Source organism: Colwellia sp. 1_MG-2023 (genome assembly GCF_030546755.1).
In the GTDB taxonomy this organism is placed as follows: Bacteria; Pseudomonadota; Gammaproteobacteria; order Enterobacterales; family Alteromonadaceae; genus Thalassotalea_H.
The window spans coordinates 144,447-159,305 of the sequence record NZ_JAUOPE010000009.1 but is presented as its reverse complement, the minus strand read 5'-3'; the positions used below and the strand labels follow the sequence as shown (position 1 = coordinate 159,305).

Genomic DNA, 14,859 nt, shown 5'->3' with positions numbered 1-14,859 from the left:
ATGATTAAGGTTAAATAGCATGCATTTCCAATATTGCTAAAATATAAAAAGCTAACATTAAAATGGCTGCTCTGGTTATGATTAAGTGTCTTTGCCCTAAACGTTATATAGAAAACTTAATATTGAGCTTTCATTTAACTAGCTTAAGAATCGTAGTAATTAAGCTTTCCTTAATAATTGGTTTAGACTCATGAGCATTCATACCGGCTTCTAAATAGCTTGCAACATCACTTTCTATTACATTTGCGGTTAGTGCGATAATTGGCAGTTCTGCAATGTTTATATCTTTATTTGAGCGGATGATTTCAGTTGTTTCAACCCCATCCATAATCGGCATATGAATATCCATTAAAATAATATCTATATTATTGGGTGTATTAACTAATTTAATCGCCTCAACACCATTATTCGCCATAGTTACCTTAGCACCTTCGGAGCTGAGTATTTTATTAATGACTAATTGATTAATATTATTATCTTCTGCGACAAGAATATTAATGCCTACTAATCGTTTTTGTATAATCACTGTTTCTTTTATCGGTGTTTTATTTTTTAACACAGACATAATCGCTTGGTGTAATACTTCAGTAGGACAAGGCTTTTGCAATACCGCTTTTATTATAGGTAGTGCTTCGCGGGCTTTTTCTATGGAAGACGTTTCATAAGCGGATAAAATAATCACTTTTGGTACAACAGCTAGACCTAGCATTAATATTTCTTGAATGAATCCAGAGCCATCGGTATGTGGCATTTTCCAATCAGATATTATCAGTTTTATATCGCTTTCTGAATCTCTTAATACTTCTAACCCCTCTTCAGCCGATTGTGCAGTAATCGGTTTAATCGCGATACTTTCAAGGTAGTTACTAATAATATTTAATGCGATAGGGTTATCATCAACAATAAGAATCTCAATATTTTCTTTTAGTAAGGTTTCACTTTGTTGTTGAGTTTTATGATCATCGATAAGAATATCAGTATTCAACCGTATTTTCATAAAAGCAGTAAAGCAACTTCCTTTGTTTTTTTCACTCGTAACGCTAATGTCGCCATCCATCGCCTGGCAAAGTTTCTGACTAATTGATAAACCTAAACCCGTACCGCCATATTTTCTTGTGGTAGAAGTGTCTGCTTGACTAAATTTATTGAATAAAGTGGCAATATCTTTCTCGTCCATGCCAATACCTGAATCCTTTACCTGAAATCTAAGGATAAAAATATCTTCTTCATGATTTACTTTATTCATCGAAATCACAATATCAACACTTCCTTTTTCAGTAAACTTAATAGCGTTTGAGCATAAATTCATTAAAACTTGGTTGATTCTAAATACATCGCTCATTAAGTCAGGATGTACGTAGCCGTCAATAGATATGGTAAAGTTTATCCCTCTTGCTTTAGCAATTTCTTCAAAAGAGTTATACAAATTATCGATAATACTATAAATAGAAAATGCCGCGATTTCTAAATCCACTTTTCCAGCTTCCACTTTGGAAAAATCTAAAATGTCATTAATAACAGATAATAAGTGCCTCCCTGAATAGGTGAGTTTTTCAACATACTCCCGTTGATCAGTATCGAGTTTTGTTCTATTTAATAGCTCAGTTAAGCCAATCACCCCATTTAACGGAGTTCTGATTTCATGACTCATGTTAGCTAAAAATTCTGTTTTAGCATTGGCTGATGATTTTGCCGCTTCAACGGCTTTTATGAGTCGCTGATTTTGGTCTGATAATTGATTTCTTTGTTGATAAATTGCTAAGGTTTTTCGTTTCACTTCTCGAGTTAACAGACCTTGGCGAGAAAGCAATGAATAAGTAATAAAGGCTATCGCTACAATTAAAATACTGCCGACAATGAATAAAGTAACAAGTAAACGATTAGGTTGAGTTAATTGTTGAACATTAGGGATAACAATCAAGTCGAAACGGTTGTTAACTAAGTTGATGGAAAAATTAAACGTTATTTTTGGTAGTTTGCTCGTTGCTCCTTCTGAGTTCGAAACTACCTTATTATTTGGAAAATGAAATTCGTTATTTTTACTATCAATTAAAATATAACTAAAATTATCCATTGGTGTATTGATTAAATTATTGATGAAAAAATCAGAAATATATTGGCTTGAAACAATTAGGCCACTGACTTCGCTTGCATCATTATGAATAGAATCAGTTGAGAAAAAAGGGTAGACGTAAATAAGAAAAGGCTCTTTTCTTATATTTCTTAGTTTTGGTGATAAATCAGAAATGATAGGGGTTTTATTTTCTATCGCGGGAAAAATCAAAGGCGCAATAGGTGATGATTTAATAATGGAACGGCCAATAAAGTCAGCTCTATTTATTTCAGGGTAAGTATAACTAACAATATTATAAAAATTATCAGTGGTCGTTGCTTTGCTCCGTATGTTTGGCGAAGTAAAATTAAATACCTCAAACTGTGAAAAAACAGACTCAACATTTTGAGAAATATTATTTAAATAGCTTTCTAGTGAGGATGAAGGGACATGATGAATGACACTGATCCTTCTTCCTTTTGGAAAGTTTGGAAAAACTCGTGTGACAAATTGAGCATATTCTGAGTGACTTACCCAGCCCGACGATGAATACAGGTTAGCAATGGAAGCCACTTGAAAAAATGACCGTTTAATTTCAGCTTCAATATCTTTCGATTTTAATTCAGCACGTTGTTGATATTTGTCATACGCTGCTTTTTTTTCATTTTCTAACGAAAAATTAAATAAAACGATCAATCCAGTCATGCCAATCATGAGCACGGATAAAGCATATAGAGCCGGTTTTTCAAATAATTTCTTGGTAGAGAATGTCATCATACTAAACTAAAAAGTCCTTTTAAATGTTAGTCCCACTGATCTTGGATCACCTTGTGCACATAATCTTGCTGTATCAGGAGAGGTACCAGGTGCTATAGCCCGCTCTGTGCAATACTTTTCATTGGTTGTGTTTTTTACCCATAGTGATACTAGATATTCTCTATTTAAGCCAAAATAAAAGCTACTATTTAATGTTAATAAGCCTAACATACCTTCAGAAAAGTTTTCACGCCAAATATTATTATGTGTACCGGCTAATTGATGAGTATGTTTGTCTAAAAAAGTATAATGCAGACTTAGTTCAAGATCACTGTCATTAAACTCAACCGTTTTTAGTGCAGAAATACTATAACTAAACTTAGGAGCATTGGTGAGCTCATTACCAGTAACTACTTGGTTTTGAAAACCGTCGACAATAAGTGGTGAAATACCTGAAGTGTTCAATTGACCATCCGTAACTTTAGAATTTAACCATCCCATGCCGATGTTAAAACGAAGACTAGCAGAGGCTTTCCAATTCAATTCAATTTCAGCCCCTGTTGATTCTGCTGTTGGTAAATTAACCAATGAAGCAAATAAATTGGCGGGATTACCGGGGTTATAGACGAGAAAAAATTGATAATCACGCCATGTATTCTTAAAAATCGCACCATTAAAACGCAGCGTGTTATCGTATAAATCTGTTTTGAAGCCTAATTCTGTTGTCACTAAACTTTCAGGTTTTACCGTTTTATTGAGTAAGCTGTTATATGCGGTAACGGTAGGATTAGAGTTTACCGCTCCCATTTTAAAACCACGAGATACAGCACCGTAAAGCATCATGTTTTTATGGAGGTGGTAATCTAATGAAATTTTCCCTCCCCACTCATTGAACTTTTCATCTATTTTTTCAGAAGCGGGAAATCCACCGTTGGCGTTAATAAATCGCTCAGCTCTTTTAAAACCCATAAAATCAGAAAAACGATCAAAATCATTGTTCCCTAAACTATACCAACCTAAACTCCCTAATGGATACTCTTGTCCTGGTAGATCCATCATCATACCGGCAGAATGAACTGTTGGTTGAAGCTTTTGAGTCGTCCAACGATAACCCGTAGTAATATTAAGTTTTGGCGTTATCGGATATGTAAATTGCCCATATGCTGATAGTGTTTGGCTTTTATGATCAAGCCAAGCGCCTCTATCAAACATAGGGCCGATACCTGCATCATCAATACTGTCGTCAGGTCTACCAGGTCCGCCAGGATCAATTAATGCCGCTTGAAAGATATCGCCGTATTCAAGGTTATAAAGCAAACCAATTATCCAATGAATGTTACTTTCTGATTTTGATTGCCATTGAAATTCTTGTGAGATAGCTTCGGTATTTGTTGAGTTATAAATTGCTGATTGATAAACACTAGATGCTAAATGTTGTCCTCCCCAATCATCCATGCGTTTAGATAACACATTTTCAAAAGAAGAAATGGCATTAAAAATAAAATTATTGTGGGTTGTTGTAAACTTTAAGTAACCACCAAATGCCTCTACATCATTAGGAGGGTTAATCATGGAAGAGTGATTACTTGTTAGGTCTTGATCATTAATGTTAATCAATAACTCATCATTAACGGGGCTCATTGCTGTTTTTACTTCAGCAATTTGAGCTTGTTGACCACCGTATAAACTGATTGATAATTGTCTATCTTCGTCAAAACTATATAACAGTTTTAAGCGGGCTCCAAAACGATTTACATCGTTATACTCAGTAGGGTTGTTGGTAATATTACTGGTAACTGTGCCATCTCGTTGGTGTGAATAACCAGACAGCCTTACACTGGCTTTATCGGAAAGCGGAAAACTAAGTGCTCCTTCAGTTTTAATAAGATGATAGTTGCCTATACTTATTTCAGCAAAGCCAGTTATTTCGTCTTCGTTATTAGCTTCATTGGTAAAAAAATTGAGTGCGCCACCTGTCGTATTTTTACCAAAGAGGGTATTTTGTGGCCCTTTTAAAACTTCCACTTTATTCAAATCAAATAGCGCAAAATTTGCTAGGGCAGGGCTTTGAATAGCAACATCGTCAACATACAGTCCAACAGCCGGAATTGAAGATAAGTTAAAACCATCCATACCTACGCCACGAATGTAGTAATTACTTAAACCACTGATAGAACGTGTCGCATTCACGTTAGGAACTAACGTGGTAACTTCCATTGCTTGATTTATTTTGGCTGAAGATAATGATTGATAGGAAATAGCCGCAATTGAAATTGGGACATCTTGTACCGATTGCGTACGTTTTTGTGCAGTTACCTCAATGATTTCAAGGGAATCGATGTCTTGCCCGTTCACTAGAAATGGATAACTACAAGCAATAAGTATTATGTAATACAAAATAAAAAATACTTTTATCATAATGACTCTGTTATTTGATGATAATTTTAGTATATTCTAGTTTTAACTTAACACCATAAATATTGCTTAATTTATTAATTTGATAAGAAATTTTTCTGTATTGCTATGTTGAAAGTATCAACGCTCTTTTAGCGAGCAAGATTACTTTTCAAAGATAGCCATCTAATGCTTAATTTACATGGCTATTTATGAGAAATTATTCATCTAATGAACTAATGTCATATTTGAGCCTTACTATCTATTTGGTTGAAATGATAAAACTAAGAAGCCTATGATTTATAAACAATTGATTCATCGCTTACTCTTTTCAATTATTTTGATAGTAACAATTAATGTATCAGCAAATAGTTATCAGCAATCAACGAAACTTGTAAACGAGTATTCTGTTGAAAAACTCACCGCTGAAGATGGTTTTGTTTCCTCAGAAATTTATTCAATTATCCAAGATCATCAAGGTTTTCTGTGGTTTGGTACCGCTGAAAATGGTGTGATGCGCTACGATGGCCGCAAAGTTACGTTATTCGAATACGATAGCACGAGTGAAAATAGTTTATCGCATAATGACGCCGGTAATCTTATGCTAGATCATCAGGGAAAAATATGGATAGGAACCTGGGGAGGAGGGGCAAATCGTTATGATCCGCAAATAGGAATTTTCGAAAACTTTTTGCATAACCCCCAAAGTATCGACTCTATTTCATCTACTCGTGTGCAATCGCTTTTTCATGATCAAGAAAATACTTTTTGGTTTGGTACTTATGATAAAGGCCTGAACAAATATTTAGGCAACAATCGTTTTGAGCATATTCAAAAAATAAAGGGCGATAATAAGAGTCTGTCTCATAATAGAATTTGGGACATTGAAGATAATGATAAAAATAGTTTGTGGGTTGCAACGAGTTTCGGATTAAACCTATTCGATAAAACTACTCACTCTTTTCGTAATTATTTACCCGAACCGGATAATAACAGCCCAACTGGCGCTAACGAAATTCGTAACATCCTGAAAACATCTACTAACAAAATTTATATAGGCACTCAAAAAGGGCCTTTTCTTTTTGATCCCAAAAGTCATGTTTTTACTCGATTGAAATTTCAACAAAGAAACATACTCGATCAAGTTAATTCTATGATTGAAGATCAAAACGGATACATTTGGTTTGTTACCAGTAAAGGATTATTTCGGCAATCAAATATAAGCAATGAAATAGAACAGTTTGAACTTGATACGAACAGTGGGCTTCGTATTGTTTTTGAAGATAGCAGTAGAACAATATGGGTTACCAACGAAACCCAAGGTATATATAAATTAGTTCCTCATCAAAAATTTAAGCCTATTAATAATTCAGGCTTAGTTCCTCCAAATGGAATAACAGTTGATTCAAAGGGAGATTTATTCATTGTATCGTCAACTTCTCAATTATTTAAATGGCATGTCGAAACGCAGAAATTAGAAAAGTTAACTTCTGCTATTTTTAGTGATGAAAATGGTTATCAAGGGGATAGGTTGATAGAAAAACCTATTGTCTTTCAAGACGAAAATAAAAATATTTGGATTGCCCAAGATGAAGGGTTAGCTAAATTTAATTTAACGACCAAACAATTAGCATTAATTACTATCCCCAATACTCATGCTAAACATAAAGAATTCAGAGAATTACGTGCATTAAATATGGACAAAAATGGCATACTTTGGATTGGGACATATAAAAGCGGCATTTATCAATATGATCCTGTGATGCAAAGTTTTCACCATATGGATGATGCTTCAGGTTTGTCGCACCCAGAAATATCAGAGATTTTTAAAGATAAAGATCAGAATATTTGGGTTGGTACAGGAGATGGCTTGAACTTATGGGATGAAGTCAATCAAGGGTTTACTTCATTTAATGAAAATCCTGAACAAGAAAACAGTTTACTTGGCAGTATTATTCAAGATGTGCATCAGTGCCGAAATGGGGGGATTTGGGTTGCTACTCAAGCCGGGCTGAACTTATTTAGACCTGAAACGAATGATTTTAAGCATTTTAGTCGCAAAAATGGCTTACCTACTTCTTTAATTCGTGGAGTGGCTGATGATGAAAACAATCATATATGGTTGACCACCAATAAAGGTATTTCGAAGTTAGATCCCGTCACGGAACAAGTTACAAATTATGATAGTAATAATGGTTTAATCGGTAGTAATTATTATCCTAATAGTCTTGAAAAAGGAAGAAATGAAACGTTATTCACCAGTAGTCAAAGAGGCATTGAATTTTTTAGTACTGCTTCTATAGATACAAAAAACAGTGAATTTAATATTGTCTTAACCGGCTTTAGTAAAATGGGCAAAGCTTTTCAACTAGCAACTCCTTATTCTTATGTTACTGATATCAATCTATCTTATCGTGATTACTTTTTTTCATTTGAATTTGCAGCATTAGATTTTATTTCACCTAATCAAAACCAGTACGCTTATAAGCTAGAAGGTTATGATGATAATTGGATTAACATAGAAAATAGAAATATTGCCGCATTTACCAATCTTGACGGCGGTAAATATACCTTTTTAGTGAAAGCCGCGAACAAAGAAGGTAAATGGAGCGAGAACTTATTATCAATAAATTTAACGATATCTCAACCACCTTGGACGACTTGGTGGGCCTATTTGATTTATTTATCTGTGTTGTTATTAACTATTTTTATCATTATTTATTTAAGAACACGCATTCAATATGCTGAAATTTCAAGGCAAAAATATTTTGTTCAAAAGCTTGAAGAACAAGTGAGTGATAAAACAGCTTCACTAGAAGCGCAAGCGCAAGATTTAACGGAAGCACTAAACAAAGCCGAAGAGGCAACTAAGCTTAAATCTGAATTTTTAGCGAATATGAGTCATGAAATTAGAACTCCGATGAATGGCGTGTTAGGTATGCTTGGTTTATTAAAAGATAGCCAACTTACCCAAGAACAAGCTCATCGGTTGAGTATTGCCCACTCTAGTGCAAAATCATTATTGGTACTTATCAACGATATTCTTGATTTTTCAAAAATTGAAGCAGGGAAGTTAGAATTAGAAATAATTGATTTTGATGTTCGAAATTTACTCGGAAAGCTTGCCGAATCTATTGCACTTGCCGCTCAGAAAAAAAATATCGAAATCGTACTTGATTTGAGCGAAGTTCAAATAAGTTTAATTAAATCGGATCCGAACAGAATTCGACAAATAATTACTAACCTTTTAAGTAATGCAATTAAGTTTACAGAGCAAGGTGAAATAGTCATAACAGCGACGTTATCACCGACTGAAACTATTGATGAACTTCAGTTTAATTGTAAGATTAAAGACACGGGTATAGGCATACCCACTGAAAAAATACCATACTTATTTGACGCTTTTAATCAAGCTGATGCTTCTACCACAAGAAAATATGGCGGCACAGGTTTAGGGCTTAGTATCACCAAAGAGCTATGTAACTTACTAAAAGGTGATGTAAAAGTTTCAAGTGAGCATGGGCTTGGAAGTTGTTTTGAAATCAGTTGTTTAGTGGAGAAAAGTGAACAAGCACCGTTAAGTTCACCGTCATTTGCTAATACCTCATTACACGCGTTAATAGTAGATGATAATCAATCATCACGTGAAGCATTAAGACGACAATTGCACGCTTGGGGAATAACGGTTTCTGTTGCAGCTGATAACGAAGAAGCACTAAGTCTATGCCAAGAAAGGTTTTCTACTACTCAAGGACAATGTTTTGATATTGCTTTTCTTGATTGTGATATGCCAACGATGAAAGGAGAGCATTTAGCTAAGTATATTAGAGCAGAAGCAAAGTATCGCTCAATGAAACTGGTCATGATGACCTCGATAGATGAGCAAGTAGATGAAAGCTATTATGCGAAAATAGGTATTAATACTTGGTTTTCAAAGCCAATGACCATTAATGATTTAATGCATGCATTAACGGTTATTCAAGATGATGATTATCCAATACTCAGCCCGTTTAGTAAGCAACAAGGTGAAAATGCTCTTGACCTATCAAACGAGCACGAAAACCCCGTTGAAGCGAATAAACAATGGCCTGAAGACACTCGACTTTTACTGGTAGAAGACAACCGTGTTAATCAAATGGTTGCTTTAAGTGTATTAAAAAACATTGGTTTACAAGCCGATGTCGCCGTAAATGGTATTGACGCCTTAAAACGTATTCAAGAAGCTACCAAAGAAAAACCGTATTCTGTGATTATTATGGATTGTCAAATGCCTGAAATGGACGGTTATCAAGCAACGCGTAAAATAAGAGCAGGAGAAGCTGGTTCTGAAAATATTGCTATACCGATAATCGCGATGACAGCGAATGCAATGCAAGGCGATAAGCAAAAATGTCTAGATGCAGGCATGGATGATTATCTAACAAAACCGATAGAGCCTCATAAAGTTTTAGAAAAATTAACAAAATGGATCGTCTCAAGTCCGCGCTAAGTAAAATTTGGTAATAGCAAACAAGTCATCAAAATAATTTTACCTTTCTCGGTAAGTTATCATTTAGGTTATTCGTGGTGCCGTATACTGCGTTAACCGCATTTAACTTTTATTATCATACTTTAATCGCTAACCTGATATTTATAATGTCTTTTTAACTTTCTCATGAGGAAATAGCCATGAAGCGAATAGTAACGTGTTTTTTATTATGCATGTTAATTATTACGGTTGATGCAAAATCAGTCAAACGTAGTCAATATACGATGGATAGTGATGGCCCATTACAATTATCACAACAAGGTTTACGACTGGATCACGCTGATCTACATTTTAGTATTTTTCCTCAAAATAAGGCTATTGATGGACGAGGAGTTTTAACATTCATTAGTAAAAATGCTAGAAATCAAGTAGGGATTAATTTAGATAATTTGTTTACTATTGAACAAGTTAGTGTAAATGGGACTGTGATAGACAAAACACATTATAGTAACCCTGAAGGCTTGTTGTTAATTAATTTATCTAAACCTATCAAAGGGCGGTTTACCCTTGATATTCATTATCATGGTAAACCCAGAGAAGCCGTGAAAGCTCCTTGGGATGGCGGTTTTGTTTGGTCTAAAACGAATGATAATCAAGACTGGATTGCCACTGCCGTTCAAGGTGAAGGTTGCGATTTATTTTGGCCTTGTATTGATAATCCAATAGGTGAGCCGAAAACCACCAATCTTCACATCACAGTGCCTAAAGGCTTAGTGGCGGCAGCTAATGGAACATTAACTTCCGTAACCGAAAATGACACTACTAGCACTTATCATTGGCAAAGTTTATCGCAACTTAATACCTACGGTGTAGCAATAAATGTCGGGCCTTATGATGTGATTAAAACCACCTTTAACAGCCAATATGGTAATGCGATTCCGGTTGAGTTTTATCATTTACCCGAAAATAAAGCAAAAGCTGAAAAATTAACGCAAGAATTAATAGACATTACTCAATTTTTTGAACGCTTAATTGGGCCATACCCGTTTGCTCAAGATAAAATTGGTATCGTTGAAACCCCACATTTAGGTATGGAGCACCAAACAATTAATGCTTATGGAAACCAATATAAAGCCGACAAATATGGGTTCGATTGGTTAATGTTTCATGAATTTGCTCATGAATGGTTTGCTAATCAATTGACGAATAAAAATGCCAATGCGATGTGGCTTCATGAAGGTTTTGGTGCCTATATGCATCCGCTATATGAGCAATACTTGCATGGCCAAGCTGGCTATATGTCACATATGTACGATATGCGTTTAAAAATTCGTAACAAAGCTCCTATTGTTAGCAAAGAGTTGTTAACCGTTGAAGGAGTTTATCAAGAAGAAAAAGGTGGCCCAGGTGCTGATATTTACGCTAAAGCACCTTGGGTATTACATACCTTACGTTACCTCATAGGAGATAAAACCTTTTTTAATGCCACGACTGAACTTGTGTATGGCATACAAGATCCGAAACCTGGGACATTCGATCCCGTGTTAGCAGATACAGATGACTTCCTTCGTATCGTTAATCGATTAACAGGTGAGAATTATCAATGGTTTTTTGATATTTACTTTTATCAAGCAGATTTACCTAAAGTCATTCAAAAGAGAACAGAAAACAGCTTAACCATACAATGGAAAACACCTAACGATATGGCGTTTCCTATGCCTTTAGAAGTATCAATAAACGGCGAAACTAGAATTTTTACAATGGATCAACCCCATACACTTAAAGTTTTAGCTACTGATCTAATAATTATTGATCCTCAAAGTAAATTGTTGTTTGAAAAGCCTCATGTTGCACAATATCAAAATTATTTAGAAGCGAACCTGAAATAGACATTATTCACAATATAAATAAGATAAGAGTTAAAGCAGGCTCAATACTCTGTAATTATTATATTTTCATGAATTAAATTAGGCATAAAAAAAGCTAGGCAAATGCCTAGCTTTTGTAATTTTTCAAACGTTAAACGATTAACGATTAACTTTTCTGCGGTTTAACATTAAACCTACTAAACCTAAACTAGCAAGGAAAATAGTTGAAGGCTCAGGTACTTCAGCAGGATCTCTAGCCCATACATTGATATGTAATGGTTGTGCATCATTATTAAATACAGGGAAATCATTCATATTAAAACTACCGCTTAACATATAAGGCGTACTAAAGTTTAAAGCAGCATTGTTTTCTGCTGCAAAAATATCTTTGAAATTAAAGTCATAAACAGCAAAGCGTGTCGCTGAGTTAATTGAGAAAGCTAAGTGATCAAAAGTAGCCTTACCTAATAAACTTTGCACATCTTCAATAACATTTAATTTAGTACTTAATTCCCAATAGCCAGAATTATTGTGACAGTTATAATTAGTAGTAAAAAAGCCAGCATTATATTCACGACAACCAAATGTTAAGGTTAATAAATCATTCACTTGTAAAGTGATACTTTCTTGACTTCCTACTTCATCGTAAAAGTTGTTAAATCCTTGAGTTCTTTGTTTTTTCCAAACATCACCTAAATGAATCCACCCGGGATCCGTTGCGTTACCGTCACCGTCTAAATCTTGTAAATCTTCTGGGCCATCAAGAAATTCGTTACCGGTTAAAACGCCCCATTGGCCGTTTAAAAATCCATCATTTAATTCACCGATGTTATTTTCAGTATAAGAACCCCCTCCAATAAAATCTTGACCCCAATAAGTACCGATACAGCTAGTAGCATCATGACCATTAGCAAGTAAATTGGTATTCGTATTATCTCCAACAACAGAAACATGATCTAATGTCACGCTGTCGGTAGTACATTCACCAGCTGAAACTAATGTGGCTGAGGCATTAGTCGAGATAAATGCAGCAGAGCACACAACCACGGCCATTAATTGTTTTAAACTATATTTCATAATTATTCCTTTATTTTCCTTTGAAATTGCACAATAGAGCAATATGCTCAAAGCAATACTAGTGCCAGTATTTAAGTTTATGAAAGTTAAGCTTTTTTTATTTGAATGTATTTATTGTGTAAAAATATTAGACAATAATCCTAAAATTACTTCATAAGTATTTATGGTCAGAGTTATTTATAGTTATATTTTTTTGTGTCATCACCAAAGGTTAGGTCATTGATAAGATAAGAGATTTGTAGTGAACAAGCGATACATTACCACTATTTGACAAAGGTGGCGAAAGCTTATGAATAATTGAGATATTCATCATTAATGGAAACTGTTTAGTAAATGATGCTACTTGGGGAATAGTGTAATAGTGGTGAAATCCTTTAGATTAATTAATACCGGTAAAAATAACACTACTACAGCAATAAAAACTTAAATTAAATTAGCAAAATTGCTAAAATTGACAGATACTTAAGTAACATTAAAGGTAGTTTTTATTTTAATTACTATTGAAATTTCACTACCTGAAAATCACTTTTAATAAATTGATAATTCATCAATTAGACAGGGCAACTCAACATTAAAGGAGAATATTTTTACGTTGAAAAAAACATCATTATTACAAGATGAAAACTTATCATTTAAATTAAGCTATCAGTTATTACCGCAAGAATATCAATGCTTAGATCTCTACTTTTCAATTCCTGATGAAATGGGCATAAATGCCAGTACGCTGACTGAAGAAAGTTACTTTTATAGCAGTATTAAAGCGCATAGTGCTTATTATTCAGATCAAATACACTTGCCCTTGGTGCGAAGTCGTTTTATCAGTAAACAAAAAGGTGAGCAAAGTGATTACCGTAGCAATTTAAATTTATTTTCTTACCAATTAAGAATGGCCTTAGATACGGATTTAAAGCAGACATTACAAATTGAGTCGGCTGATGATTTTTATCAAAGCGCCATCGAATTAGCCGAGCAAACTCAATCCTTGTTGAAAAAATTGCGCCGCTACACCCCGTCTGATCCTAAACTCAGTTCATATTTTGATAATGTTGATAACTATTTAAGTTGGTATGTTGAACAGTCATTTTTAACTTTGTTGGCAAATGGCCCTAAAAGTAGTGAAAAATCTAAAGAACGTGAAAGTTTATTTGAATTGTGCCGACAAGAAAACGCTTATCGTATTGAACTCAAATATAACTCACAAGTGACAATGGATGATCCAAACCGCATCACGAATAAAATGCGTTTATTACAGCGTTTAAGTGAATATGGCGTTGTTTTTCAAAAGAAAACGTATCATTTAAACACAAATTTAAAACGGGTTGTACGTGGTACGGTTACGGCGATAATTATGGCGTTTGTTATGACCATTATTTTGAACGCTCGTTCGGCATTTACCGAGGTATCGGTTGTATTAATCGCGTTACTTGGTTTTATTTACGGGTTAAGAGAAACCTTTAAAGAAGACATAACACGTATTATCTGGCGTAAGATCCAACAGGGACGAGCCAAATGGCAGCATATATTCAGTAATAGCGTAAGCCAAACTAAAGTGTGTTCGCAAACAATTTGGCTTGAATACATTAGCAAAAAACATTTACCTAAAAAGGTTTTACAACAGTTACAAAAGCGACGGCAGCAAAATAAACAATCTGCGCAACTGCTGCATTTTCGTTGTGTTTCAAAAGTTTTATCCAAAGAGTTTTTGCCGGGCTTTGATGAAATACAGAATCAAATACTGTTTAATTTAACCCCATTTGTTCGCTACCTTAAAAAAGGTGAAGGGCGTTTATATTCTTTTGACGGCAGTAAAATCTCAAACCAAGGGGTTGAACGCCGCTACCAAATGACATTGGTGTTAGTACAAGGTAATAAGAAAAGTGAAGAGTATATTCAGCGTTTCAAAATAACCATTAACCGCTCTAAAATTATCAATATTGAACCGATGAAAGCCATTCAAAATTTTGATGAGAAAGCGAAAAGTACAAAAAATTAATTTCATACGAGCAAATTTGAACGTTTAATATAAATGAAGAGTTTTAAAGCCGTCTTGTTCTGGAAAAAGGGTAAGGTTAAAATCTAAGCGGTAATTAATGCTGTTGGATTGTTCATGCAAGGTATATGTGAAATTTTATTTAAATTGAAATAGTGACTTGTTTTGCATATGTTTCAAGTGCTTACTTCTTTATAGTCTGCCTACCCTAAAACCTTTATGTGCATTAATGATAGGCAGTTATATTCACTTC

General features: G+C 34.4%; 6 protein-coding genes. 3 read left to right on the top strand and 3 right to left on the bottom strand.

Features of this window, described 5'->3' with window-relative positions:
- Nucleotides 1-130 precede the first annotated feature (130 nt).
- On the bottom strand, nt 131-2,830 hold the full coding sequence (locus tag Q4493_RS12050; protein ID WP_303452902.1) for a response regulator: 2,700 nt from the start codon (nt 2,828-2,830) through the stop codon (nt 131-133).
- Between the two features lie 6 nt (nt 2,831-2,836).
- The gene (locus tag Q4493_RS12045; RefSeq protein ID WP_303452900.1) at nt 2,837-5,227 is read right to left on the bottom strand and encodes a TonB-dependent receptor; all 2,391 of its coding nucleotides are present in this window, start codon (nt 5,225-5,227) and stop codon (nt 2,837-2,839) included.
- A 271-nt stretch (nt 5,228-5,498) separates the two neighbouring features.
- Between Q4493_RS12045 and Q4493_RS12040 the strand changes: the two genes are divergently transcribed.
- Nucleotides 5,499-9,692: a hybrid sensor histidine kinase/response regulator gene (locus Q4493_RS12040; protein ID WP_303452899.1), complete on the top strand. Its 4,194-nt coding sequence runs from the start codon at nt 5,499-5,501 to the stop codon at nt 9,690-9,692.
- 179 nt (nt 9,693-9,871) lie between these two features.
- A complete protein-coding gene (locus Q4493_RS12035) occupies nt 9,872-11,560 on the top strand; it encodes a M1 family metallopeptidase (RefSeq protein WP_303452898.1) in 1,689 nt (562 codons plus the stop codon).
- Between the two features lie 138 nt (nt 11,561-11,698).
- Here Q4493_RS12035 and Q4493_RS12030 read toward each other — a convergent pair whose 3' ends face one another.
- Nucleotides 11,699-12,616, bottom strand: a complete 918-nt coding sequence (locus Q4493_RS12030; protein WP_303452897.1) for a PEP-CTERM sorting domain-containing protein — start codon at nt 12,614-12,616, stop codon at nt 11,699-11,701.
- 592 nt (nt 12,617-13,208) lie between these two features.
- Between Q4493_RS12030 and Q4493_RS12025 the strand changes: the two genes are divergently transcribed.
- The gene (locus Q4493_RS12025) at nt 13,209-14,609 is read left to right on the top strand and encodes a hypothetical protein (RefSeq protein ID WP_303452896.1); all 1,401 of its coding nucleotides are present in this window, start codon (nt 13,209-13,211) and stop codon (nt 14,607-14,609) included.
- Nucleotides 14,610-14,859 lie beyond the last annotated feature (250 nt).

Excerpts from the sequence above, each read along its gene's own strand:
- Q4493_RS12050 (WP_303452902.1), bottom strand. The coding sequence starts at position 2,830 with ATGATGACATTCTCTACCAAGAAATTATTTGAAAAACCGGCTCTATAT.
- Q4493_RS12035 (WP_303452898.1), top strand. The coding sequence starts at position 9,872 with ATGAAGCGAATAGTAACGTGTTTTTTATTATGCATGTTAATTATTACG.
- Q4493_RS12030 (WP_303452897.1), bottom strand. The coding sequence starts at position 12,616 with ATGAAATATAGTTTAAAACAATTAATGGCCGTGGTTGTGTGCTCTGCT.
- Q4493_RS12040 (WP_303452899.1), top strand. The coding sequence starts at position 5,499 with ATGATTTATAAACAATTGATTCATCGCTTACTCTTTTCAATTATTTTG.
- Q4493_RS12045 (WP_303452900.1), bottom strand. The coding sequence starts at position 5,227 with ATGATAAAAGTATTTTTTATTTTGTATTACATAATACTTATTGCTTGT.